At 49.5% G+C, this 24,966-nt stretch carries 28 protein-coding genes; all 28 read left to right on the top strand.

Going from position 1 to position 24,966, the window contains the following annotated elements; translation table 11 throughout:
- The first annotated feature begins 182 nt into the window (after positions 1 to 182).
- The 28 genes from NQ534_RS02180 to NQ534_RS02045 all read left to right on the top strand — a co-directional run bounded on the left by NQ534_RS02180 (position 183) and on the right by NQ534_RS02045 (position 24,951).
- Positions 183 to 1,547, top strand: a complete 1,365-nt coding sequence (locus NQ534_RS02180) for a site-specific DNA-methyltransferase (protein ID WP_040783548.1) — start codon at positions 183 to 185, stop codon at positions 1,545 to 1,547.
- Positions 1,537 to 2,109 carry a hypothetical protein gene (locus NQ534_RS02175; protein ID WP_006862316.1) on the top strand — a complete coding sequence of 191 codons (573 nt, stop codon included), beginning with the start codon at positions 1,537 to 1,539 and terminating at the stop codon, positions 2,107 to 2,109. Before NQ534_RS02180 ends, NQ534_RS02175 begins: the two co-directional genes overlap by 11 nt.
- Positions 2,102 to 4,018: a phage terminase large subunit family protein gene (locus NQ534_RS02170; protein WP_242655361.1), complete on the top strand. Its 1,917-nt coding sequence runs from the start codon at positions 2,102 to 2,104 to the stop codon at positions 4,016 to 4,018. The genes NQ534_RS02175 and NQ534_RS02170 overlap by 8 nt, the downstream gene beginning before the upstream one ends.
- 12 nt (positions 4,019 to 4,030) lie before the next feature.
- Positions 4,031 to 4,252, top strand: coding sequence for a DUF6148 family protein (locus NQ534_RS02165; protein ID WP_006862318.1), 222 nt, complete (start codon positions 4,031 to 4,033; stop codon positions 4,250 to 4,252).
- 6 nt (positions 4,253 to 4,258) lie between these two features.
- A complete protein-coding gene (locus NQ534_RS02160) occupies positions 4,259 to 5,914 on the top strand; it encodes a phage portal protein (protein ID WP_006862319.1) in 1,656 nt (551 codons plus the stop codon).
- Complete coding sequence (locus tag NQ534_RS02155; protein WP_040783550.1) at positions 5,895 to 6,491, top strand: HK97 family phage prohead protease; 597 nt, start codon at positions 5,895 to 5,897, stop codon at positions 6,489 to 6,491. The genes NQ534_RS02160 and NQ534_RS02155 overlap by 20 nt, the downstream gene beginning before the upstream one ends.
- Positions 6,492 to 6,505: 14 nt before the next feature.
- Positions 6,506 to 8,086 (top strand): phage major capsid protein, encoded by a 1,581-nt coding sequence (locus NQ534_RS02150; RefSeq protein ID WP_006862321.1) that lies wholly within the window; start codon positions 6,506 to 6,508, stop codon positions 8,084 to 8,086.
- A 23-nt stretch (positions 8,087 to 8,109) separates the two neighbouring features.
- On the top strand, positions 8,110 to 8,466 hold the full coding sequence (locus tag NQ534_RS02145) for a DUF2190 family protein (RefSeq protein WP_006862322.1): 357 nt from the start codon (positions 8,110 to 8,112) through the stop codon (positions 8,464 to 8,466).
- A complete protein-coding gene (locus NQ534_RS02140; RefSeq protein WP_006862323.1) occupies positions 8,466 to 8,798 on the top strand; it encodes a hypothetical protein in 333 nt (110 codons plus the stop codon). Before NQ534_RS02145 ends, NQ534_RS02140 begins: the two co-directional genes overlap by 1 nt.
- Positions 8,795 to 9,118: a hypothetical protein gene (locus NQ534_RS02135; protein ID WP_006862324.1), complete on the top strand. Its 324-nt coding sequence runs from the start codon at positions 8,795 to 8,797 to the stop codon at positions 9,116 to 9,118. Before NQ534_RS02140 ends, NQ534_RS02135 begins: the two co-directional genes overlap by 4 nt.
- Positions 9,115 to 9,696, top strand: a complete 582-nt coding sequence (locus NQ534_RS02130; RefSeq protein ID WP_006862325.1) for a phage tail protein — start codon at positions 9,115 to 9,117, stop codon at positions 9,694 to 9,696. Before NQ534_RS02135 ends, NQ534_RS02130 begins: the two co-directional genes overlap by 4 nt.
- A gap of 3 nt (positions 9,697 to 9,699) precedes the next feature.
- Positions 9,700 to 10,227, top strand: coding sequence for a hypothetical protein (locus NQ534_RS02125; RefSeq protein ID WP_006862326.1), 528 nt, complete (start codon positions 9,700 to 9,702; stop codon positions 10,225 to 10,227).
- On the top strand, positions 10,224 to 10,496 hold the full coding sequence (locus NQ534_RS02120) for a hypothetical protein (RefSeq protein ID WP_006862327.1): 273 nt from the start codon (positions 10,224 to 10,226) through the stop codon (positions 10,494 to 10,496). The genes NQ534_RS02125 and NQ534_RS02120 overlap by 4 nt, the downstream gene beginning before the upstream one ends.
- A gap of 21 nt (positions 10,497 to 10,517) precedes the next feature.
- A complete protein-coding gene (locus NQ534_RS02115; protein WP_006862328.1) occupies positions 10,518 to 11,972 on the top strand; it encodes a phage tail sheath family protein in 1,455 nt (484 codons plus the stop codon).
- Positions 11,972 to 12,484, top strand: a complete 513-nt coding sequence (locus tag NQ534_RS02110) for a phage major tail tube protein (protein ID WP_006862329.1) — start codon at positions 11,972 to 11,974, stop codon at positions 12,482 to 12,484. The genes NQ534_RS02115 and NQ534_RS02110 overlap by 1 nt, the downstream gene beginning before the upstream one ends.
- 4 nt (positions 12,485 to 12,488) lie before the next feature.
- Positions 12,489 to 12,860, top strand: a complete 372-nt coding sequence (locus NQ534_RS02105) for a phage tail assembly protein (protein WP_006862330.1) — start codon at positions 12,489 to 12,491, stop codon at positions 12,858 to 12,860.
- 132 nt (positions 12,861 to 12,992) lie between these two features.
- Positions 12,993 to 16,310 (top strand): phage tail tape measure protein, encoded by a 3,318-nt coding sequence (locus NQ534_RS02100; protein ID WP_006862331.1) that lies wholly within the window; start codon positions 12,993 to 12,995, stop codon positions 16,308 to 16,310.
- A gap of 14 nt (positions 16,311 to 16,324) precedes the next feature.
- Positions 16,325 to 16,567, top strand: coding sequence for a tail protein X (locus NQ534_RS02095; protein WP_006862332.1), 243 nt, complete (start codon positions 16,325 to 16,327; stop codon positions 16,565 to 16,567).
- An 11-nt stretch (positions 16,568 to 16,578) separates the two neighbouring features.
- A complete protein-coding gene (locus tag NQ534_RS02090; protein ID WP_006862333.1) occupies positions 16,579 to 17,607 on the top strand; it encodes a phage late control D family protein in 1,029 nt (342 codons plus the stop codon).
- Between the two features lie 12 nt (positions 17,608 to 17,619).
- Positions 17,620 to 18,027 carry a hypothetical protein gene (locus NQ534_RS02085; protein WP_006862334.1) on the top strand — a complete coding sequence of 136 codons (408 nt, stop codon included), beginning with the start codon at positions 17,620 to 17,622 and terminating at the stop codon, positions 18,025 to 18,027.
- Between the two features lie 26 nt (positions 18,028 to 18,053).
- The gene (locus tag NQ534_RS02080) at positions 18,054 to 18,452 is read left to right on the top strand and encodes a phage tail protein (protein WP_006862335.1); all 399 of its coding nucleotides are present in this window, start codon (positions 18,054 to 18,056) and stop codon (positions 18,450 to 18,452) included.
- A gap of 20 nt (positions 18,453 to 18,472) precedes the next feature.
- Positions 18,473 to 18,802 carry a GPW/gp25 family protein gene (locus NQ534_RS02075; RefSeq protein ID WP_006862336.1) on the top strand — a complete coding sequence of 110 codons (330 nt, stop codon included), beginning with the start codon at positions 18,473 to 18,475 and terminating at the stop codon, positions 18,800 to 18,802.
- Between the two features lie 11 nt (positions 18,803 to 18,813).
- Complete coding sequence (locus NQ534_RS02070; RefSeq protein ID WP_040783553.1) at positions 18,814 to 19,968, top strand: baseplate assembly protein; 1,155 nt, start codon at positions 18,814 to 18,816, stop codon at positions 19,966 to 19,968.
- Complete coding sequence (locus NQ534_RS02065) at positions 19,961 to 20,695, top strand: phage tail protein (RefSeq protein ID WP_050778325.1); 735 nt, start codon at positions 19,961 to 19,963, stop codon at positions 20,693 to 20,695. The genes NQ534_RS02070 and NQ534_RS02065 overlap by 8 nt, the downstream gene beginning before the upstream one ends.
- Before the next feature lie 19 nt (positions 20,696 to 20,714).
- Positions 20,715 to 21,557 (top strand): phage tail protein, encoded by an 843-nt coding sequence (locus NQ534_RS02060; protein ID WP_006862339.1) that lies wholly within the window; start codon positions 20,715 to 20,717, stop codon positions 21,555 to 21,557.
- A gap of 27 nt (positions 21,558 to 21,584) precedes the next feature.
- On the top strand, positions 21,585 to 22,679 hold the full coding sequence (locus NQ534_RS02055) for a hypothetical protein (protein WP_006862340.1): 1,095 nt from the start codon (positions 21,585 to 21,587) through the stop codon (positions 22,677 to 22,679).
- Positions 22,680 to 22,698: 19 nt separating this feature from the next.
- Positions 22,699 to 23,769: a hypothetical protein gene (locus NQ534_RS02050; RefSeq protein WP_006862341.1), complete on the top strand. Its 1,071-nt coding sequence runs from the start codon at positions 22,699 to 22,701 to the stop codon at positions 23,767 to 23,769.
- A 54-nt stretch (positions 23,770 to 23,823) separates the two neighbouring features.
- Positions 23,824 to 24,951 carry a hypothetical protein gene (locus NQ534_RS02045; RefSeq protein ID WP_260043047.1) on the top strand — a complete coding sequence of 376 codons (1,128 nt, stop codon included), beginning with the start codon at positions 23,824 to 23,826 and terminating at the stop codon, positions 24,949 to 24,951.
- Positions 24,952 to 24,966 lie beyond the last annotated feature (15 nt).

Raw genomic sequence — 24,966 nt, 5'->3', positions numbered from 1 at the left:
AAAATTTAAAAAGGTACTTCCTGGCAATAATCTGCCTTGCGGGGCGGGGAAGGGCCGACATTTTTTTCTATAAAATCAAAAAAAATTTTGCCGTTTCGTTACGCGAAGCGGCTTTTTTAATACAAAAAACTGCCCGGAGCGATATGGTTTTAGCGGTTTTTGATACGTTAGGAGGTGATTTGATGCGGCTTGAGAAACGGAAACTTTCAGAGCTGAAGCCCGCAGCATATAATCCGCGCAAGGCGCTCAAGCCCGGCGACGCGGAATATGAGAAGCTGGCCGCCAGCATTGAGCGGCATGGTTACATAGATCCGATTGTTATCAACGAGGACGGAACAATCATAGGCGGCCACCAGCGCCGCACTGTTATGATGGACTTAGGATACGAGGAGGCCGAAGTCATTATAGTAAGCCTCCCCGATAAGAACGACGAAATCGCAGCGAACATTGCGCTGAATCAGATAAGCGGCGAGTTTGAGAAGGACGCCCTTATGGGCCTTCTTATACAGCTTGAAAGCGCCGGTTACGACACCCTGGCGGCGGGCTTTGACACCAACGACCTGGCGGAGCTTTTCGCGGAGGTTGATTTTACCCAGGAGGCCAACGACGACCACTACGACGTCGATAAGGCCCTGGAGGAGGCAGAGGAAACAGAGCCGATCACAAAGTACGGTGATATATGGCAGCTAGGAGAGCACCGGCTGATGTGCGGAGACGCTACGGACTTCTCGGACATTGGCATCCTTATGGCCGGTTCCGAGGCGGACCTTATTCTGACAGACCCACCCTATAACGTAGACTACGAGGCCAAGGACAAGTCCCTGGAGCGCAGCTATAAGCGGAACACTACCAGAACCACAAACGAAATCTTAAATGACAAGATGGCCGAGGACGATTTTTACAATTTCCTTTACCGCATTTTTTCAAATTATTGCGACGTCGCAAAAGCTGGAGCCGCTGTCTACGTGTTCCACGCAGACAGCGAAGGTCTGGCGTTCCGCCAGGCCTTCGCTGCTGCCGGATTCAAGTTAGCAGAGGTCCTTATTTGGGAAAAGAACCAGTTCGTCATAGGCCGCCAGGACTACCACTGGCGCCATGAGCCCATTTTATACGGCTGGAAGGAGGGCACCGCGCATTACTTCATTGACGACCGGTCACAGGATAATATTTTCATTGAAGATGACATCGACTTTAAGGCCATGAAAAAGGACGACCTGGTGGCGTACATTGAACGGATCCGGGAAGCGTTCATGGCCCGCACTTCCGTCCAGTTTGAGAAGAAACCGGCCCGCAGCGATATGCACCCGACGATGAAGCCGGTGGCCCTGGTTGGCCGCCTTATGGCCAACAGCAGCAGGCGCGGCGAGATTGTAGCGGACTTCTTCGGAGGATCCGGAACGACGCTGATCGCGGCGGAGCAGTTAGGGCGCGTTGCCTACCTTATGGAGATAAGCCCGAAGTATTGCGACGTCATTATAAAGCGTTGGGAGGAGTACACCGGCCGGAAGGCGATCCGGGTGAGAGGAGGCGACGCTTATGGCGGATGAGGAAAAGAGAGAGGTTACGGCGAACGGCGGCCAGTTTGTAAAGGTAGAAGTGATCGCGCAGCTTTTCGGAGTATCCGTCCGCAGAGTTCAGCAGCTTACACAGGAGGGCATCATAAGGACTACCGAGCTGCCGGGCCAGGGGCGGCGCTATGAGCTTGTGCCGACGATAAAGACATATATCCAGTATTTGAGCGACAAAGCCTACGGCAAGGGCCGATCCGAAAAAGAGGCGGAGCTTAAAGAGCAGAAGCTGCAGGCGGAGATCGCCTTAAAAGAATCCCAGGGCGAGCTGCACCGGATGCGCCGGGAGATTGCGGCCGGGAAATATATTGACATTGAGGAGGTCGCGCTGGATTATCAAAAGTTTTTTGTAGTATTTAAACGCTTTGCTTTGAGTATACCGGCGCGGCTTGTAAGCATGGTAAGCGACCAGGTATCGCCCGTAGAGGCCCGAAGGATTGAGAAGGAAATGACCGAGGAGGTCAAGCGGATGCTTAATTCCTTCGTTGTGGCCGGAGCCATAGAGAAACCGGAGGCGGAAAAGGGAAACGCCGGTGGTTAAGCCTAAACGCTTACGGATGCGGAAATACACCTGCAAGGAGTACATAAAGGGCGCGCTTGAATACTTAAAGCCCCCGGAAAGTATGACAGTATCAGAGTGGGCCGAAAAGTACAGAATCCTTGACAGCAAGACGTCGGCAGAGCCCGGCCCCTGGAGCAACGAGCGCACCCCGTACCTTAAGGGCATTATGGACGAATTTACAAATTATGAGACGGAAGAAATCATATTTGTAAAGCCGACGCAGGTAGGCGGGACGGAGGCCCTGCTTAATATGTTGGGATATGTTATCCAGCAGGACCCAAGCCCCACCGAGATCGTATACCCGACCGAAACGCTGGCGGAATCCGTTTCAAGCAAGCGTTTGCAGCCTATGATGCTGGCCAGCGAACCGCTGCGGAAGAAATACGACCAGAACAGCCCCATGCTTGAGCTTAACTTTTCGGATATGTTCGTAAAGCTGGTCGGTTCCAACAGCCCGGTGGGCGTTGCTTCCTTCGCCATGAAATATCTTTTCATTGACGAGATCGACAAGTTCCCAGGGGCCAGCAAAAAAGAGGCGGATCCAATAAGCCTGGCCGAAGAACGTACAAAGACATTCAGAGGCCGGAAGATTTTTAAGACTTCCACGCCGACCATAAGGACCGGCCACATCTGGAGAGCCAAAGAGAACGCCGACGCGGAAAAGCATTATTTCATCCCCTGCCCGCATTGCGGCGAATTTATAGAGCTTTCCTTTTCAAACCTTAAGTGGCCGGGCAAGGATAAGGATCTGGTAGAGGCCTACGGGGCGGAGAACATCCGGGAGCAGTTGGAAGCGTTGGAGGCGGATCAGGACAGCGAGGGATTGAGCGACGCAGACCGGGCGGAATTTGCCTTTTATGTTTGCCAGGAATGCGGCTGCATTATTACCGACCAGCAGAAGCAGCAGGCCGTAAAGCGCGGTCACTGGGAAACCGTAAAATCCCGCACCCAGTTTGTGAAAAAGGTTTGTTTTTGGATTAATACGCTTTACAGCCCTTTTGTTCGTTTCGCAGAGATCGCGAAGAAATTTATGGATGCGAAGGACGATCCGGAGCAGCTACAAAACTTCGTAAATTCCTGGCTTGCAGAGCCCTGGGAAGATACCAAACTTAAGACCAGCGCAGAGCTTGTGCTTGAGCGCCAGACGGAGCTGGCCGCCTACGTTGTACCGGAATGGGCGAAACTTCTTACGGGAGGCGTAGACGTACAGGAAAACAGCGTTTACTGGACCATAAGAGCCTGGGGCGACTATATCACAAGCCAGAACATAGCGCATGGCCAGGCCTACGGCTTCGCGGAGGTTGAGGCCGTAATGAACATGGAATATAAGACGCCTTCCGGCGTTCCGATGGTAGTAAACCTTTGCCTGGTTGACTCCGGCAACGACACCGACAACGTATACGATTTTTGTGCGCTTAACGCCGACTGGGCGCTGCCTTGCAAAGGTTCCAGCAACCCCATGCAGAACCATTTTAAATTGAGCACAGTCAATAAAGATAGTTCCAAGGCTTACGGTATGAACCTTGTAATCGTCGACGGCGGAAAGTACAAGGACATGATCGCCGGACGGCTTCGGAAACCAAACGGCCGAGGGAGCTGGATGGTTTACCAGGGCTGTGACGAGGAATACGCGCAGCAGGTAACGGCGGAGCACAAAATCAACGTAAAGAACGGCACCAAGATCCGGCAGGAATGGGTGCCGAAAAGCAGCCATTCAGACAATCATTATTTAGACGCGGAAGTTTACGCGCTGGCGGCGGCCGACACCCTGGGCGTCCGGATGCTTCATCTGACCACGATACAAGAGCAGAATCAAGAGCCGCCAAAGAAGCCGGAGCCGCCATCGGCGGAAGAAAACTGGATCCGAAGCAACGAAGAATGGGTATAAGGAGGAAACAGGATGGCGGATACACCAACACCACAGGAAATGTTAAACCAGGTAAACGCGGCCATAACAAACGTACTGGCAGGCGGACAGTCTTACAAGATTGGCTCCCGGCAGCTTAACCGGGCGGATCTTGCCAAACTTTATGAGATGCAGCGGGATTTACAGGCCCAGGTGGCCAGTGGGGTTCCTGGGCTTCTGGATGATTGCTACGTCGCGATATTTGAAGGAAGGTAGAAGCTGATGGGCAATTTTTTAGACAAAGTAATTGGTTTTATATCTCCGGAAGCCGGAGCCAGGCGGGAGGCATGGCGGCGTAATTTGGAGGAAATGCGGCACTACGATGCCGGAAATCATGACCGGCTTAACGCCGGGTGGATTGCCTACAATCAATCGGCAGAACAGACAGACCGCCATAACAGGGACACCGTAAGGGCCAGAGCGCGGGACCTTGAGCGCAACAGCGATATGGCGAACAGCGTGATCGGAGCCTATAAGCGTAATATCGTAGGCCTGGGCGTTACCCTGCAGGCGAACACGCCAAGCGAGAGATTGAACGATGCCATAGAGGACGCCTGGAAGGAATGGTGCAAAAAGCAAAATTGTGACGTTACAGAAACGCAGAGTTTCTCCCAGATGACCAGGATGGCCGTCGAGCGCAAGAAGGTAGACGGAGGAATCCTTTTTAAGAAGTGCTATCTTCGCGGGGGCGGCGTTGTTCCGTTCCGATTACAGGCCCTGGAGGTTGACGAGTTGGACGCTACGGCCACCGTACCGCATACCAAAGGAAACCGGGTGATCGGCGGCATTGAGTATAACAGTTACAACAAGCCGATGGGCTACTGGATCAAGCAGTACAGCATAGACGGATTTTCTAATATTGAGCCGGTTTACGTTCCGGCAAAAGATATGATTTTCGTTTTTTCCAAGCGCAGGCCATCCCAGATCCGGGAGATGAGCGACTTAAGCCCGACCATTTCCAGAGTCCGGGACACGAACGAGTTTATGACGGCCGTAAGCGTAAAGGAACGAATCGCGGCCTGCCTATCGGTATTCATTAAGAAAACCATACCGACGACGGGCCTCGGACGCGGAAACGTACCACAGCAGCGCGGTCCGCAGTTGACTTACGAGGGGAAAACCATAAGCCCTGGCATGATTAAGGAATTGAACGCTGGCGACGAAATCCAGGTAGTAAACCCCACCGGCCAGGCAACGGACGCGGCAAGCTATGTTAAGCTGCAGCAGCGGCTTATAGGAGCAGGGCAGGGCTTAAGTTACGAGGCGACCAGCCGTGACATGAGCCAGAGCAATTATAGCAGCGCCCGCCAGGGCATCATTGAGGACGAACAGACCTATATAGAAGACCGGGAGCTTTTCGATGAGTTCCGGGACGAGGTATATGAAACTTTTATCATATCCGGCGTTCTTTCCGGTTTGTTCGATATACCAGACTTCTGGGATCCGGAGAAAAAGAAGAAGTACCTGGACCATGAATGGATCGCAGCGCCTAAACGTTGGATTGATCCGCTTAAAGAAGTACAGGCCATGAAAACCGCCGTACAGACCGGTCAAAAGACCTTCCAGCAGGCAGCAGCCGAAAACGGAAAGGACTGGAAAGACATGGTAGACGATATGGTCGAGGTTTTAGAGTATGGCCGCAAAAAAGGCATTGAGTTAGGAGGTGTAATTTATGACAGAGCAGCGAAGGAACTGGATCCGAACAGTGACCCGGAGCCAATACCGCCGCAGGGCGGTGCAGGAGCCCCAGGAACCCCACAAACCGGAGAAAGCGGAGAAACCACCCCAGGAGCAGCCCAAAACGCCCAAGGAAAAGCCGCAGGAGGGCAAGAAATCGGAAAATCAGCAGGAGAAGCCGGTGACGAAAAAGGGAAGTAAGTCTTTTACGCGGGAGCTTTCCGGATGCGCGATCCGGGCTATGGAGGGCGAAGGAAATGAGCGCAAATTCATTTTAAGCTTTTCAAGCGAGGAGCCATACAACAGAGGCTGGTGTATTGAAATATTAGACCACAGCCCCGGAGCCGTAAACCTTACCCGTTTAAATGAAATTGGCGTCCTTCTTTTCAATCATAAGCGGGACAACGTTCTGGGAAAGATTAACCGGGCATGGATTGAAGGCAGCAGAGGCTATGCAGAAATAGAATTTGATACCGACGATGCTGCCGAAGTCATTTACCAGAAAGTTAAGTCCGGAACACTTAAGGGTGTTTCTGTTGGCTACCTTATTGAGAGTATCGAGGAAGTACGACCGGGAGGCACCAGCGCAGACGGACGTTTTTCTGGCCCTTGCGACGTCGCAAGAAAATGGATCCCGTATGAAATTTCTATTGTTTCCGTTCCGGCAGACCCTACGGTCGGTGTTGATCGGGAATTTGAAACAGACGAACCAAAAGAGAAGCGCGCGCCGTCCCTTTATGAGCGGCAGCTTCAAATAAATATCAATAAAACTTTATAGGAGGTAGACACACCATGAACAAGAGACAGCAGAGAGCCATGAAGATCGCCGCACAGCAGGCGCTTGTGAATGGCGCTGCAGGCAGAGAGATGACCGCCGAGGAAAGCGCGCAGTTTGAAAACCTGCAGAAAGAAATCAATGCCTTGACCCTTGAGATTGAGGCAGAGGAGAGGCAGCAGGACCAGGGAATGGCATCATCCCGGATAGCAGGAGAAAGCAACGGAACCGGAGACGGACAGCCTGCAGCGGCACCCCGGAACCAGAGAAATCTGGAAGACCAGGATGCGGCGAACAGAGCGGTGGCAGCAGAGCGCCAGAGGGTACAGGACATCACCGTCATGTGCCGTGATTTTAACGTTGACCCTGCGGACCATATCCGCGACGGGCACACTGTAGACCAGGTAAGAGCTGCTATCCTGGAAGGCATGAGGCAGACTGGAGTACCGGCCAGTGTACAGGTCACCAGAGACGAAGGCGACACTTTCCGCCAGAGAGCGACGGACGCGCTGGTGCTTCGTTCCGGCATCCGGCTGGAGCACCCGGCCGAGGGCTGCAATGAGTTCAGAGCGATGAGTCTTAGAGATCTGGCTATTGAGTGCCTAAGCAGAGAAGGGCAGAATACCGGTGCCCTTTTGAGAATGAGTCCCGATCAGATTTACGGAGAATTAAGCCGCCAGTTTTACAACCCTAGTGCATCTTTCCCGGCTATTTTAGACAGTACGATCCGAAAGAGCATCGTCCATCTGTATAATACGGTTCCGACCACCTTCCAGGCTTTCACCAGCAAAGGAACGCTGAAGGACTTTAAGGAAACCGCAGATCATGAGTACGTGATCGGAGGCGTTGGTGACTTCCTTTTGGTGCCGGAGAACGGAGAAATCAAGCCGGATAAGCCGCGCACTGAAATGCTGCCGACCCGTAAGCTTGATACCTACGGGAAGCAGTTCAGCATGACGCGCCAGGCTTTTATCAACGATGATATAGGCTTTTTGACCGAGGTGCCGGGCTTATACGCCACCGCTGCGAAGAAAACCATTGATAAGCAGGTCTATAAGATTTTGTTCAACAATGCGAAAATTTTCGACGGCGTAGCGCTTTTTGCGGAAAAGCACAAAAACCTTATGAAAACCGGTTCCAGGCCTTCCCAGGCGTCTATCCAGGCGATCATCACCAAGATTCAGAAGCAGACAGACCAGTTCGGAGAAGCTATCTATGTAACGCCGCGTACGATTGTCGTACCGATTGGCTACGAGTTCGATCTGGCCGTTATTCTTCATTCCACGCAGATCACCGGAAGCGCCAATAACGACATTAACCCGCTTTACAACTACCCGCTGCAGATTGTACAGAGCCCGGTGCTTAACGGCCTGGCAGGAACGGGAGCTTGCCCCTGGTTTATGTTCGCAGACGCGGCCAGTGCGAGAGGCATCCAGGTGGATTATTTGAACGGACAGGAAACCCCGACCGTAAGACGTATGGAGGTTCCGGGTACGCTCGGCTTCGTATGGGATATTTACCTTGACTGGGGTATTTCCGTAAGAGACTTTAGAGGAATTGCCATGAATCCGGGCGTTGTCCTTCCGAGTGAGGAATAAAGAAAAGAGGAGGTTAGAGGACTATGAGTAAAGCAGAATACTGGCAGCGCGGGGAAGCTATTGACTTCGTAAACAATACCACCGCCAAGATTGACGCCAATGAGATCGTAACATTTGGAGCGCGAATCGGAGTAGCAGGAACCCCCATCGAGGTCGGGGAAACCGGTACCCTTCACGTTTTCGGAGTTTTTGAGATGCCCAAGACCAGCGCTAACGCCATCAGCGAAGGCGTGACCGTATATTTTGACGGAACTGGCATCACCGAAGCAGCAGACGATGGAGGAACCGGCGATGCAAAGGAAACATATATTTGCGCTGGATATGCGACGGAGGCAGCCGCTGCATCTGATCTCACGATTAAGGTCAAGCTTTTAGGTTGATGAAAAAACGCTTAATTGCCACTGTTCCCATTCTTTACAGTAATGAGCAATACCAGCCGGGAGAGGCACTGCCGACCACCGACCCGGCCTACGTTTCCGCGTGGTTTGAAGCGGGGGCGGCTGTTTGGGAGAATGAGAGCGACGGTATCAAGAAGAGCACAGAAGCAAAGAGTTCTGCTAAAGCGCAGCTTCTGACAGCCCCGGCCGGAGCAACCGGTCTTGCTCAGCCCGCCACCGGAGCGGAGGAGAATCTGGCCGGGAAAGTACCAGGCAGGAGGGCTCGCGGAGCCGTAAAGGAGAAATCCAAGAGGCTCCCGAAATTACCGGCTTGACCTTTAAGGAAATTATTCGCGCCGACATTGATAACGTATTTATAAATCCGGACGAGTTCGCGGCCGGCCATACGGTCAACGGGAAAAAGATGCCGATTATTATCGACAATAACGAATTGATAGAGCGGGCAAAGAGCATTAAAAGTAACATGGACGGGATATACGTTAAAACAACGCTTATCTATGTAAAAGCTAAGGACTTTGGAGCCCTTCCGCAGGTGGGCGGTGCCTTAAACCTTGACGGGAAAATATTTAAGGTTACGGACGCATCCAACGAGGACGGGCTTTACAGTATCCATCTGGAGGCGAATCGGAGTTGATAACTTATGAATACGATCGGAACACACTGGCGAGGGTTGAGAAGAAACTGGGGAGCCTTAAATCCGAGGCCCCGAAGGCGCTTAAGAACGCCATCAACCAAACGGCCAAGCAGGCTAGGAAGGATCTGGCGACAGAGGCACAGAAAACTTATGTTGTAAAATCCGGTCGGTTTAATAAGGCCATGACAATAAAGAATGCGACCCAGGGCTCACTGGAGGCTATCATAAAGGCCACCGGTGCACCGATGGAACTGAAAGATTATAAGGTTAGTCCGGCGACCGCCAGAACCGGAGCAAACCGGCCAGACCTTACGAAAGCGAAGGTACTGAAAGCCGGATCCATGAAAGGCTTGCAGAAAGGAAATATAAAAGCCTTCGTAGCCAAGTTTTCCAGCGGCCATGCTTCGGTGGCACAGCGGCGAGGGAGCGCCAGGCTTCCGCTCAAGGTTTTGTTTTCTAACAGTATTCCTAAAATGTTGGGGAACGAAAAACGGGTATACGGCATCGTCCGGCCGACGATTGAGCAGAACCTGCAGGAAAACGTAGATAAGCAAGTAAGAAAGATTTTGGAGGCGTAAGAGATGGTGGCGACATTTTTACAGGACGACCTGGTGGCGGAGCTTAAAGAGATTTTCGACGGCTTCTGCCTTAAGAACCCCCAGGGGGAGTGGAGTGAAATAAATGTATTTCCCCAGGCCCTGCCGATACCGGCACCCGTAGCCCCGCCAGAGGACACGGATCCGGAGATTATAGAGGAGGGCCTGGCCGATACGGATCCGGTAAAGGTTGAAGATCCTTACCCCTATGCGATTGTACGCATCCAGGACGGCAAGATCGAAACCATAGACGGAGCCCAGAACGTAACAGTCCTTATTATTTTGGGTGTATACGATGAGAGCCTGGAGAACCAAGGACACAAAGACGTTTTAAACATGATACAGAAAATATATGAGCGTTTCGCCAAAAACGCCATATTAGCCGGGAAGTACGAGCTTTTACACCCGATAGAATGGACCTTACAGGAGGAAGAAAGCTACCCGTACTTTATCGGAGGAATTGCTTTGAATTTTGGTACATTACCGATCAGAAGGGAGGATCCATTTATATGAGCATCAAGAAACCCGTAGCAGCGGCTGCAGAGCCGGTGGCATACATAGGACCGGATCTTAAAAACATTGCCATTAATGGCACAGTTTACGTTTGCGGTCTTCCGAAGGCACTGCAGGAGAAAATCGAGGAAATACCGGCCATTAAAGGTCTGGTGGTTCCAATTTCTAACCTGGCAAATGCAGGAGTAGCAATCAGAACCCAGGGAACGGCTCTTAATAATTTGTATAATGCCGTTTGCGCTAAGCTGCAGCATCAGCAGGAGAAATAAAAGTAGAGGAGGAAAAGCAAAATGGCATACAATCATGGAGTAAGAGTCCAGGAAAACAAGACCAGCTTAACCACGCCGCGCAATGGTACGGCAGGGCTGCAGGTTATTATTGGCGTGGCGCCGGTAAACCTTGCAGAGGACCCCTACGATGCCACCAATAAGCCGAAAATGGCGTATAGCTTTGCAGAGGCAAGCGCGGCGGTAGGCTACTGTGACGATTTTGAAAACTATAATATTTGCGAATCTATCGACGCATCTTTCAGAGTTTTAAATATTGCGCCGATTGTACTTATTAATGTACTTGACCCCAGGACACATCGTAAAGTACTGACAGAACAGACAGTAGTGGTTACAGAAGGACAGGCTGTAGTAAACACTTTCGGAATTTTGGCTGATACGCTGGTCGTAAAGACCGGCGACCGAACCATGACGGCCGATACCGACTATCTGATAACTTTTGACGATGAAGGCATGGCGGTTATTACGCTGGTAGACGCGACCGGGATTACAGAGCTTACTGTTTCTGGCTACGTTATTGATCCTACGTTGATTACTTACCAGGACATCATTGGCGGATACAATGTAAGCACCGGAGAGGAAAAGGGGATGGAGGTTATCCGGCACGTTTTCCCGAAGCTGCAGCTTACTCCTGGTCTTCTGGTTTGCCCTGGATGGAGCAAGCAGCCTAACGTAGGTGCGGCTATTGCGGCAAAATGTACCGGAATTAACGGCGTATTTTCCTGCGAGGCGGTCGTAGACCTTGACACCACTGAGGACAGCGGAGCCCGTAAGTATACCGACGTTCTGGCTGTAAAACAGGCTTCAGGGTTTGTAAGCGAGCATCTGGACGTTGAATGGCCCTGCGTAAGGATTGGGGAGAAAATCTATCACGCCAGCGCCATAAAGGCTGCGCTGATTGCCTATACCGATGCAGGCAACGACGACGTGCCTTCATTGAGCCCTTCCAATAAGGCGGTGGGTATTTCCGGCCTTTGCCTTGAAGATGGAACGGAGGTTATTTTAGACGAGCAACAGGCTAATGTTGTGAACAGCTATGGTGTGTGCACGTTTAATAATTTCTCCGGATGGACCACCTGGGGAAATAATACGGCCATTTATCCGGCTTCCAGCGATCCGAAAGACCGTTGGCTTTGCTGCCGCCGCTTCTTTAGCTGGTGGGGAAACTCTTTTATTCTGACTTATCACGAGAGGGTGGACGATAGCAATAATCCGCGCTTGATTGAAGCCATCGTTGACGATGAAAACGTAAAGGGTAATTCCTATGTGGCCCAGGGTAAGTGTGCTGGAGCGTATATCGAATGGCGTGAGGACGAGAACACAGTCAACGATATTATGGCTGGAAAGATGCGCTTTTTGCATCACCTGGCACCCTGGACACCGGCAGAAGATATTCTGGATGTTCTGGAGTTTGATCCAGAGCTTTTGGAAGCAGCATTTACAGGAGGTGAAGCATAATGTTAGCTACGAAAATTAACGCTTACAATGTTTACAACGCAGGCACCAGACTGGTCGGGCTTTCTGACGAAGTAACCCTGCCGGACTTTGAGGCGCTGACAGAAACAATCAGTGGTCCGGGTTTCCTGGGGGAGATTGATGAACCGCTTTTAGGGCATTTTGGGGCTTCAGAAATTGAAATCCCGTTTAGGACTTTAAACGAAGAAATGTTCGGACTTCTGGCCCAGGGAAGCGCCGTAAACCTTACCCTGCGGTTGAGTACGCAGGCGATCCAGGAGTCCACGATGGAGACCGATTTTATGCCGAGCCGGGTGGTTATTAAGGGTAAAAGTAAGGGATTTACGGGCGGTAAGGTAAAGCAGGGCAACGGCACCGGTTCCTCAGCGAAGATAGAGATTCTTTATATTTTGATTGAGGTAAACGGAAAAAAGAAATTTGAACTCGATAAACTGAATTTTGTTTACAAAGTAAACGATGCTGATCTTCTGGTGAAGGTAAGAAAGCAGGTGTAAAAGTATGGAGAATTTAAAGGACATGAAGCAGCAGGAAACAGCGGTTAAGGAGCCCATAGCAGAGGTTCCGGAAGAGCAGGAGGAAAATAAGTATTTAATCAAGTTCCGCAAACCGTTTGTATGGGAGGATAACACCTATACAGAAATCGACTTGAGCGGTCTGGAGGATATGAGCGCCAGAGATATGATCCAGGTGCAGCGCACGATGGAGAGGTCCGGTAGTATTAATGTTTTGCCGGAAATGTCCTTAGAGTATGCCTGCATTTTCGCCAGCAAGGCCACGAAGATGCCGGTCGAGTTCTTCCAGGCAATGCCGCCGAAGGAAGCAATCAAGATTAAGAACAAGATTACAAATTTTTTCTACGGCGAGGATTAAAGTCGACAGACGGCGCACATCTTCGTAAATTGACGGTTAGACTTTCCATTTTGATGAGGACAGGCCTCGACACCATCGAGGACCTGTCTATTTTTGAGCTTATCGAAATAGCAAAGGAGGTGGCGGAGGTGTATGGCAAGTAGCGGTAAAGAGCTTGAGCTTGCTATAAAAATAGCGGGAAAAGTAGAATCATCTTTTACGGGAGCCTTGAGTGCAGCCGCGAAGGAAATCACCAGCCTCACAAAGACCATGACCGCTGCAACTACCGCAGCTGCAGCAGCAGTCGGAGCAATAGCCGTCGCCGCCGTAAACGTCGGAAAAGAATTTGAAAGCGCCATGAGCCAGGTGCAGGCTACGATGCTTATAGACACTTCCACGGAAGAAGGAGCGGCAGCATACGCTACGCTGGAGGAAGCCGCCAGGGAATGTGGACGATCCACTGCTTTCTCGGCTACGGAGGCGGCCGAAGCACTAAATTATTTAGCCCTTGCGGGGTACGATGCTGATAAGGCAGCAACTGCGCTGCCTACGGTCTTGAGGCTTGCGGGAGCGGGCGCTATGGATCTAGCAGCGGCCAGTGATATGGTAACGGACAGTATGTCTGCCTTGCAAATTGAAGCTACGGAAGAGAACTTAAACAGCTTCGCCGACCAGATGGCTCAGACAGCATCAAAAGCAAATACTTCCGTGGCGCAGTTAGGTGAAGCGATTTTAACAGTCGGAGCTACCGGCGCCAATCTTGCAGGAGGCACGACAGAGTTAAATACCGCACTCGGCATTCTTGCCGACAACGGCTTAAAGGGAGCAGAAGGAGGAACACATTTAAGGAACGTTATTCTTTCTTTGCAGAGTCCAACGGATAAAGCGGCAGAAGCGCTGAATAATATGGGAATCAGCGTATACGACGCCAAGGGAAACATGAGAGGTCTCAGCGATATTTTTGGGGACTTAAATACAGCTATGGCCAGTATGACGCAGGCTGAAAAGGATAACGTAATAGGTACTATTTTCAATAAAACAGACCTTACATCAGCAAACGCCCTGCTGGCGAATTGCACCGACCGGTGGGACGAGTTGTCCGTAGCCATTGAGAACAGCGCCGGAGCTTGCGAAGATATGTATGGAATCCAGCTTGACAACCTGGATGGCGATATAAAAATCCTTCAGTCCGGGCTTGCCGATTTGGGGATCAGTATTTACCAGGATTTGAACGGGCCGCTACGCTCCATGACACAACTTGCAACGAGCATGGTCGGGGAATTATCCGCAGCTTATAGCGAAGGTGGCCTGGAAGGGATGGTCGGCGCTATTGGCGGCTGCCTTTCCCAGGCTGTAGACGTTATAGCGGGGTATGTTCCGCAGGTTGTTTCTATGGGCGTAAACCTTATAAGCAGCTTTGTCCAGGGAATAGCTGATAATGCGGGAGCACTTGCAGATGTAGGCGCCCAGGCATTGACTGTTTTTATAGACGGTCTTTTTTCGTTGGTTCCGCAGGTTTTACTTGCAGGAATTGACATTGTAACGGAGATTGTAAGCGGTATAACCAGTCAGCTTCCGACGCTGGTTGAAAACGGCACTCAGGCAATCACGAATTTTGTAAATGGAATAACACAGCGGCTACCCATTATTATCTCTACGGCGCTTACGTTGGTACAGACTTTAGTAAGCAGCATAGGGACCAATGCTCCGATGCTTATCTCGGCGGCGGTTCAGCTTATCGGTAATCTGGCAACAGGTCTTGTTTCAATGTTGCCCCGGTTATTACAGATGGGAATACAGCTTATTTTGAGTTTGGCGCAGGGAATTTTATCAAATCTGCCGTTAGTTCTGCAGATAGGCGCACAGATTATTGTAAGTCTCGTAAACGGTCTCGTTTCAATGCTGCCCATGATTATACAGGGTGGAATACAGTTAATTGTGAGTCTTCTGCAGGGCATTATTCAGAATTTGCCGGTCATTATGCAGGCGGCTGTACAAATTGTAATGGCTTTGATAACAGGCTTATTTTCTGCGATACCACAGCTTGTCGCGGGGATGGCACAGCTTCTGGATGCTATTATTGACACAATCCTTTCAACGGACTGGCTCCAGATCGGAAAGGATATGATAGCCGGAATTGCAGACGGTTTTATTTCCGGTTTTACAAAGCTGGTAGATAACGTAAAGGGATTGTGGTCTGATTTTACTGGCTGGCTGTTTGGAGAAGGAGACAACGCAGCAGCGGCAGCATCCGGCGAGGGGGTGGCCACCAGCTATGCGAGCGGCATTACTTCAAATTCAGAGGCAGCCACAGCAGCGGCAAATTCCATGATTGCGTCCAGCTTTTCAGCGACGGATTACTCGGCGGCAACGGCATCCGGAACGGCCGGAGCAAACGCTTATACGACCGGCCTTACGGATGGACTGGCTGGCTATACGTTTGATACTTCCAGTATTGGACTGGATACCAGCGCACTGACGGCCAATCTTAACACCACTGGCACGGAGAGCGGATCAGCCTTTATGACGAGCCTTGATAGCAGCATCGGAGCTTATACGTTTGACGCTTCCAGCATTGGAATTGATACAAGCGCATTGACGACCAACCTGCAGGCAGCCGGAATGGCCGGAGGAGAAGCACTTACTTCCGGTCTTACCACTTCGCTGGCAGGTGTGAGCGTGGATACATCCGGTCTTGTAATTGACACAACAGGGCTTACGACGGGCTTTACAACAGCCGGCACGGCAGGCGCGATGGCGCTGAGTACCGGAATCAGCAACAACGCCGCCACAGTTACAGCGGCTGCCACTACCCTGGCGACCGAGGTGAATACATCTTTAGACGCCGGATGGAGCACGGCCCGGAGCAGCGCAGAAAGCGCCATGAGCAACCTGGCCGCGACGGTTACGTCGAAAGCTCAAGCAGCGGCTCAGGCAGTAAAATCTGCATTTGAGAATATGACCATAACCATCCCACGGCCGCGCATCCCGGTGATTAGCGTTTCGACAAGCTCTGTTTCATACGGAGAAGGTGGAAATGTAAGTGTTCCGCATTTTTCAGTAAGCTGGAACGCCCTGGGTGGTATCTTCGGAGAACCGACGATACTAAATACCGCGAACAATGGTCTGCAGGGAGTGGGCGAAGCAGGGCCGGAGGCAGTTCTGCCACTTGATACCTTGTGGAGCAAAATGAAAAGCATTCTTTCCGATGCCATTAAACAGAGCAGCGGAGGCGGCATCATTGAAGCGCTGTTGCAGAGGTTACAGGGAATCGGAAACGGTGGCGGAGGCGGAGGCTTCGGACCGGAGCTTGCGGGAGCAGGCGGACCGAATATAACTTACGCGCCAGTCTATCATTTGCATGGCAGCGCGACGAAAGAGGATGCAGTCCAGGCGGAGAAGATGAGTCAGACAGAATTTAACAAAATGATGAAACAGTGGAAAAGGGAAAACGACAGAACCATGTTTTAAAGGAGGTTTTAGGGATGGCCAGAAAGGAGACCTATACCACGGTCCAGGGAGACACCTGGGACAATATCGCCTTGCAGGTATACGGCGATGAAAGACATGCCGATTACTTGATGCAGAGCAATTACGCCTTTTTGGAAACCCTCGTTTTTTCCGCAGGAGCCGTCCTTAGTACCCCGGCGCTGCCGGAGGAACAGGACGGAGATCTGCCTTTATGGCGAACCGGGGAAGCCGGGGACATAGATCCATATGATGAATAGGAGAGCACGCCGTGGAAGTAAGCACACCAAGGAAAGCGATAGTAAATGTTACATATACCCCGAAGGGAGCAAAGTCTATTCAGACAGCAGAGGAAATAGCAAAATACATAGAAAGCTTTTCTTATGTTGATGCAGCCACCAGCCAGTCTGACACGATGAGCCTTAAGGTTTGCAATAAGGATCTTCGGTGGGCAGATAAATGGCTGCCGAAAAAGGGCGACAAGATAGTTGCAAAAATAAACTTATATAGCTGGGATGCTGAGGGAAAAGACAATACATTCACTTGCGGGAAATTCTGCTGTGATGATCTTACTTTTAGTGGACCGACACTTGTCTGTAAAATTGGGGGTGTATCTGTTCCGGAAAACCAGGCTTTCCGTGCGACACAGCGAACGAAAACATGGGAAAAGGTTACTATACAGGAAATTGCAAGAAAAATTGCCGGCCGGTATAACCTTACGCTGTTTTATGATGCAAAAAAAATATATATAGCTGATATGGAACAGAATAAGCAAACTGATTGCGACTTTTTGAATAAACTCTGCGAGGATTATGGGCTGTATATAAAAGTTTATTATGGGAAAATCGTAATTTATGACATTGGGGATTATGAATCTCAAAAATCCGTCACGACTTATAGTATAGATGACTTTGAATCATGGACTTATAATACGACGCTGACAAGTACATATACAGGAGCAACGATTAAATATGCCAAAGGTGATGACGATACAGAATTAACATTTACTGTAGGATCCGGAAAACGGATTTTAAATATTAACGAAAAGGTGGACAGCCTGTCCGACGCTCAGATAAAGGCCTGCGCGAGGGTAAATAAGGAAAACCGGAATGCAATTACAATGAGTGCAACAATCAAAGCAAATCATAAAGTAGCTGCAGGAGTATGCATCGAAATCAAAGATGCCTATAATCTTAACGGAAAATATTTTGTAGATAAAGTAACCCATAACATAGAAGCCGATGGGGCATATACCATGAATCTTGACCTGCACAAAGTGCAAGCCAGGATTACAAAGTAATAGGGGGAGAATATGGAAAATATCAGAATCGGAAAGATTTCAAGTATTGATTATGAAAAAGGAATGGCTAAAGTGATGTATTCAGACCGTGATGATGCCGTTACGAAGTTGTTACCAATACTTACTTTTAACGATGAGTATAAAATGCCACAGATTGGAAGTCATGTCCTTGTTGTACATCTTAGTAATGGTTCAGAGCTGGGTTATATTTTGGGAGGATATTGGAACATTGCGCATGCACCGGGTAAAACTGGAAAAGGCGTTTTTCGAAAAGAGTATGGTAGCAAACCTGGAATGGCATATTGTGAATACAATGATGAAAACAAGATACTTAAGATACATAGCGATAAAATAGTGCTTAGTTGTGCTGATGGGGAGATAACAGTGGAAGAAATTATAAGAAAGTTGGCAAATTTATAGGTTATCTTCGAAAATCGGAGGTCGAAATGGCGATTGGGAACTTAGGAAAACTTATTACTTTTGAAACAAGTGATGCACGAATATTAAGTTTTTCGAACTTTAAGCGGGAAGTATCTGGCAGATGGGCCGTGCATTCGCGCATTGGGAAAAAGCCATTGCGTCAGTTCCTGGGGTCGGACATAGATAAAGTGACATTTACTATCAAGGTGGATGCGAGGCATGGCGTAAAACCCAGGAATACGATAGATGCTATCGAAAAATATGTAGAGAACGGTATCCCAGATATACTGGTAATCGGCGGCAAAAAGGTTGGCAGCAATAAAATGACAATCAGTAGTGTGAGCGAAACATGGGATGAAATATGGAATGCGGGCGAGCTTATAAGGGCTTCTTTGGATCTTACTATGGAGGAGTATCCGGAATAGCAACAGAAAGGGCAGAAAATATGGCAGTAGTATTTGTGGGATTTGACTATATGAATGAAGAAATTGTGGCTGAAATAAAACGTAATGTTACGGCACTCCTTGAAACGCCGGAAGGAAGCTGTCCTGGGGATCGGGCATATGGTATTTCATTTGATTTTGTTGATATGCCAATTAATGTAGCTAAAAACCTTGCAGCATTATCAGTTATTGATAAGCTGGAAGTTTACGAACCCAGAGTGGAATTAAAGGAGATTACAACAGAAACAGATCTTGAAAGCGGACACCTTAAAAATATTTATTTAATTGGGCCTAATAAAGATTATGAGGAAACAGAAGCTGATGAAGAGTGAGGAGGGATTATGTGTCAGACTTACTAGAGAGTATAAAGGATTTACCGGACATTAGTTTTATTGATAATCTTACCTTATCGGATGTACAGTCTCTTATTATTAATGCTTTTTATAGTTATTATAAGGAGGCCACAGGCAAACGAATTACTCTGGCAAGGGCAGATCCATATCGCATTATGATGCTTTCCTGTGCCCAGATTATTTATCAAGGGCTGCAGCAGGTGGACAAGGCGGGGAAGATGAATTTTCTGAAATATGCTTATGGGGATTATCTCAGAAATTTAGCTGCGCTTAAGAATGTTACAGAGAATGAACCGGAGAGAGCTATTGCACAGGTTTGCTGGAAACTTTCTCAGGCAAGGGAAGCGGCAACACCTATCCCGGCTGGAAGCAGGGTTACAGCAGATTATGCAGTGTACTTTGAAACAGGGGGTTACGTTGAAATACCGGCTGGAGAAACTGAAATTACAATCATGATGTATTGTACTGAAGCGGGAGAACAGGGGAATGGTTATATGCCCGGAGAATTAAACACAATGGTTGACCCAGTACCGTTTATTGATAGTGTAACCAATATAAGGACTACGAGTGGGGGAACTGGGATAGAAACAGATCAGAGCATAGCGGAACGGACATTTCTGGCCCCGTCAAGCTATTCAACAGCCGGACCAGATGATGCGTATATATATCATGTGAAAAATTATAGCAGCGATATTGGCGATGTTGTAGCTACTTCGCCGACACCGGGTGTGGTAGATATACGCTTTATAATGAGTGACGGCTCTATTCCGGATGACACGCTCATTGCAGAGATGACAGAACATTTACAGCAACGGGGGAAACGTCCGCTTACGGATTTTGTGCAGGTGGCTGCTCCGGAAATAGTGCCTTATAATGCAGACTTTACATATTATATTAATACGAGTGACCGCGCTTCAGCCATGCAAATACAGCTGCAGGTGTCAGATGCTGTTGATAAATATTTGCTATGGCAGAACTCAGGAATAGGACGGGACATTAATCCGGATGAATTAATGGCTTATCTTAAAAAGGCAGGCATAAAACGTGCAATTATAAGGGAACCTGCATTTACTGTTTTAACAGATACACAGGTGGCTCAAACTGCCCGTAAGAATATTGTGTATGGAGGGCTTGAAAATGATTAATTATTATGATGGTCAAATTGCAGATATTATGCCTCATAATCTGATGGATGCTCCCGCTTCGCAAGCGTTTAGTTATGCTATCAGGGAAGGTACCAGACTCCTGCATAGATATACACAGATTTGCTATGCATACTGCAGTATAGATACTGCTCCGGACAAGGTTTTAGATTTATTAGCCAAGGAACTTAGAACCCAGTATTACAATGACAGCCTTGATATTAACACAAAACGGAGTCTTGTCCGCAATACCTTGATATGGTATATGACAGCCGGAACCCCGGCAGCCGTTGAAGAGTTAGTGACGGTGGCGTTCGGAGAAGGAAAGGTCGTAGAGTGGTTCGAGTATGATGGAAAACCATACTGGTTTAAAATAAGAACCAGTGCAATTTTAAACCAGGAGCTGGTGACATACTTTTGGGAAATGATCAAAAGGGTGAAAAATACAAGAAGCCATTTAGAGGCACTTGAAATTGAGCGACATACTGGAAATGTGGTGTTTGCTGGTTGCGGAACCATTGCAGTTTACCATCCGGCCCCGATTATTGACGGGCATAAAATGCAACATAAAGCTATGCAGACTATTTTCACAGGTATGACAGGGACAACGGGGTATTATCCAGCTGCAATTTTTGATGGGCATAAGGCACAACGGAAAATTTCACAAAATACTCATGCAGGTGAGGCAGAGATGGCAAAATATTATCCGGCTGCCATCCTGCATGCATAACCGAAAGGAGGAATAGGATATGCCGCAGCCATTTAATAATGCAATTATGACTGATCATGGAGCTGCGTTACTTACAAAAGCTCAGGCCGGGGAGTGCAGGATAGAATTTACACGTATTGCTGTTGGAGATGGAATCTATAGCGACGAAGAGAAAGAACCCAACATATTACAGAAGCGGAGTGAAATGAAGTCGATTCGTAATGCTTATGCACTTTCAAGTATTGGCATCAATAATACTTATAGTGTAAAAATGACAGCAATTATTTCAAATCAAGATCCGAAAACGGGAGATATTCTGGTTACAGAAGGGTATTACATCAACGAAATGGGGCTTTATGCGAAAGAGGCGGACAATGAAAAAGCTCCAGAAATACTTTATAGTATTGCAGTTGTTTCAGACACGGTTGGAGATTTCATGCCACCATACAATGGCTTTCATCCAGTACAAATTATACAGGATTATTATGCCACAGTAAGTAATTCCGCAGAAATTACGATAAAGGCAGACAGCGGGGCGGCAGCCCTCGCAAGTGACCTGGAAGACCTGGCGAAAATAGTTGCAGAATTACAGAAAAAGACCGGCACAGGAAGGGTGCGCATAGGTGCGCGCGATACCCAGCTGGAGGGCGGTGATACCCTGTTTGTGGTGGACGGCCTGCCGGAAACCTTTAAAGCGGCGGCATTTTCAAATGTGGTGTTCAGCGCCACACAGCCGGATGCGGCAGAATACTGGGCAGATATGGCGATTGCGTCCGGGGGAGAAACATCCGGTGCAGCAGATACATCCATTATCAATGGCGGACTGGCAGTGTCAGAAGGAACGGATGTTCCAGACGGCACTGTCTTTTTAGCAAAAATATAATAAAAAAGAAAGAGAGGACAAAAAGAAATGGCAAAGGAAAGAGTAACCATGTACCGGAATACCGGTACGGAATCAGCTCCCGTATGGGAGGAATGGTTCGCGCGGACAGTCGCTGATGCAGTAATGATGAGCGATGCAGACGGTGAGGAACAGAACATCGTGCAGTATGTGAACAAGAAGATTTCAGACCTGATTGGTGGCGCGCCGGAGACGTATGACACACTCAAAGAGATTGCGGACTATATCGCATCCCACAAAAATGTCGCAGATGCGCTGAATGCCGCGGTAGGCAACAAGGTGAACAAGGTTGAAGGAAAGGGTCTGTCCACAAATGATTATACCAATGAGGAAAAATCAAAACTGGCAGGGGTCGAGGCAGGGGCTACCGCGAATGATACCCTGTATAAAAACCAGACGCCGTCCACCGTGGCGGTGGGAGGCATTGAGAAAGGTTATGTGCCGCCTGCAGCAGGTGTGGAAGCAGTGGAAATGATTAACAGGCTGCTGCATCCGTATGTGGCACCGGTGGTTACAGCGGCAATGTCCCCGTCCAATGGCGGTGTGGTCGAGGCAGGGACCACGCAGACGGTCAGTGCAGTTACCGTCAATATCACACCGGGAAGTGCAGCCATCAGTAAGATTGAGGTATTTGACGGTTCCACATCCATTGGCAGCCTCACAAGCGGTATCAAGGCAGGGGCAAACACGGTAACGCTTGCATCCCAGCTGTCCGTGACAGCAAACAAACAGCTTTCCGTGACGGTGACGGATGCGGATGGCAAAACCGTGACGGCAAAGACCGGCTCATATACCTTCGTAAACCCGTACTATTATGGTGCTGTTGCGGCAGATGCCGTGGTAAATGAGGAACTGGTGAAAGCGGCGGCAAAATCCGTGCAGGCAAAGGGCAATAAATCCTTCAACTACACGTGTAATAACCAGAAGATGCTTTATGCATACCCGGCATCCTACGGGGCACTGTCGAAGATTCTGGATGCCAACAGTTTTGATGTTACCGGCACATTCACACGCAGTGAGGTGACGGTGGGCGGTGTGGCGTATTATGTGTATACGAACGACCCGTCAACGGTATCTGCCTTTAAGATGACATTTAACTACTAGGAAAGAGAGGTAAAAGAGAATGGGCTTTGCAGATAAAAAAGGTATCACAGTTGCCAGCGGCTTCAAGCTGCAGGCAGGCGCGCTCCTGGATGCGCGCGGACAGGTGGAAACACTTGCGGAAAGAGATGAACTGGTCACACTGAATGCGGTCACTGCCGGTCTCCAGGTGTATGTAAAAGAAAATAAGACGGCGTATGTCTATAACGGCACCGGATGGGATGAGGTGCCCAAAGGAAACATGTCCGGAACACTGGACGGCTATGTTTCCAAAGAGGAAGGAAAAGGACTGTCCTCCAACGACTACACGGATGAGGAGAAAGCGAAGGTCGCGGCAGCGGTCCCGTCTGCCCGGAAGGTAAACGGGAAGGCACTGACAGCTGATGTCACGCTTGCCGCGGCAGATGTCGGGGCAGTCCCGGCAACCGCAAAGGGAGCTGCCGGAGGCGTTGCGGAACTGGACAGCACCGGGAAGGTCCCGGCTGCGCAGCTGCCGTCCTATGTGGATGATGTAATCGAAGGATACCTGTCCGGTGGAAAGCTGTACGAGGAGGCTGCACATACAACGGAGATCGCTGGGGAATCCGGAAAAATCTATGTGGACCTTGCCACGTCAAAAACGTACCGCTGGTCCGGGACAGCGTTTGCCGTGATTTCCGATACGGTTGCCCTTGGGGAAACATCTTCCACGGCATACCGCGGCGACCGTGGAAAGACTGCCTATGAGCACAGCCAGGCGGCACATGCGCCCGCAAATGCGGAGGCAAATGTCCAGAGCGACTGGAACGAGACGGATGCATCCAGCGATGCCTATATCAGAAACAAGCCGTCCAGTCTTCCGGCGGATGGGGGTGACGCTGCCACGGTAAACGGGCATACAGTGGGAGCAGATGTCCCGTCAGATGCCAAATTTACCGATACCGTGTATAGCCATCCGTCCACCCATCCGGCATCCATGATTTCCCAGGACGCCACCCACCGCTTTGTCAGTGACACGGAAAAGGAAGCATGGAACGCGAAAGCAACTGTTTACTTTGCGGAGGCACTGCCTGCATCAGCACCAGCAGGCTCCGTGTGTTTCCTGGTTTCCTAGCATATACAGAATCCCGGACAGCAGTGTCCGGGATTACCGGAAGGAGATGAAAAAATGGTAACAAGACAGATTGTACAGAAACAGGAGGATGACACCGAGATCGTGCTGGACTTCGGTGCCGAGGCAAAAAATGTGGTCGAGGATACAGAGCACCAGTTTGTGACAGCAGCAGAGAAACAGGCACTGCAGACAAACTCTGAATCAGTACAGGCAGTGATGGACAGGATTGGTGCAGCAGATGACACTGGTGGAAGCGAAACAGCCGGGACGGTGATGGGAAAACTGAATAAGTTAATTTCAGACCTTGTATCCCATATGACAGCATGGACAGCTACCCGCGCAGGTTATATCGATACCATTAAGACAGATGTAGCTGCAGTCAAAACAGACGTGGCAGAGGCAAAGAACGGCACGGACGAAATTAAGACCAGTACGGACAGGATTGGTGCAGCAGATGACACTGGTGGAAGCGAAACAGCCGGGACGGTGATGGGAAAACTGAATAAGTTAATTTCAGACCTTGTATCCCATATGACAGCATGGACAGCTACCCGCGCAGGTTATATCGATACCATTAAGACAGATGTAGCTGCAGTCAAAACAGACGTGGCAGAGGCAAAGAACGGCACGGACGAAATTAAGACCAGTACGGACAGGATTGGTGCAGCAGATGACACTGGTGGAAGCGAAACAGCCGGGACGGTGATGGGAAAACTGAATAAGTTAATTTCAGACCTTGTATCCCATATGACAGCATGGACAGCTACCCGCGCAGGCTATATCGACACCATCAAGACAGATGCGGAAGCCGCAAAATCCAGTACAGCCGTCAACAACACAGGTTCCGCCACGGGCACGCTCAGCCAGAAACTCACGCACGTCATCGAACTGCTGACAAGCGGGGACGTAGGGAACAGGCTGGATGAACTCGTGGCAAAAGGCGCGGTAAAGAGTGTGCAACGGGGAATTGCCACCACAATAAATCAGATGAACAATCAAGGCAACACGGATTACTATACAACTGTTAATATCGGGACGATAAATCCGGAAAAAAGTATTGTACTGCTTGAAAGCGCATATTTTCAGAGTGCTATTTTACTGGAAGTGGGCAGCAGCAGTATAAAAATAGGAACAGACACTGAAGGAACAGCTGTCTCATGGCAGGTCATCGAATTTTATTAAAGGAGGGAAGGAACC

It is taken from the genome of Marvinbryantia formatexigens DSM 14469 (assembly GCF_025148285.1).
Lineage (GTDB): Bacteria > Bacillota > Clostridia > Lachnospirales > Lachnospiraceae > Marvinbryantia > Marvinbryantia formatexigens.
Note: the sequence above shows the minus strand (reverse complement) of the source record. Positions and strands in the feature narration are given on the sequence as shown.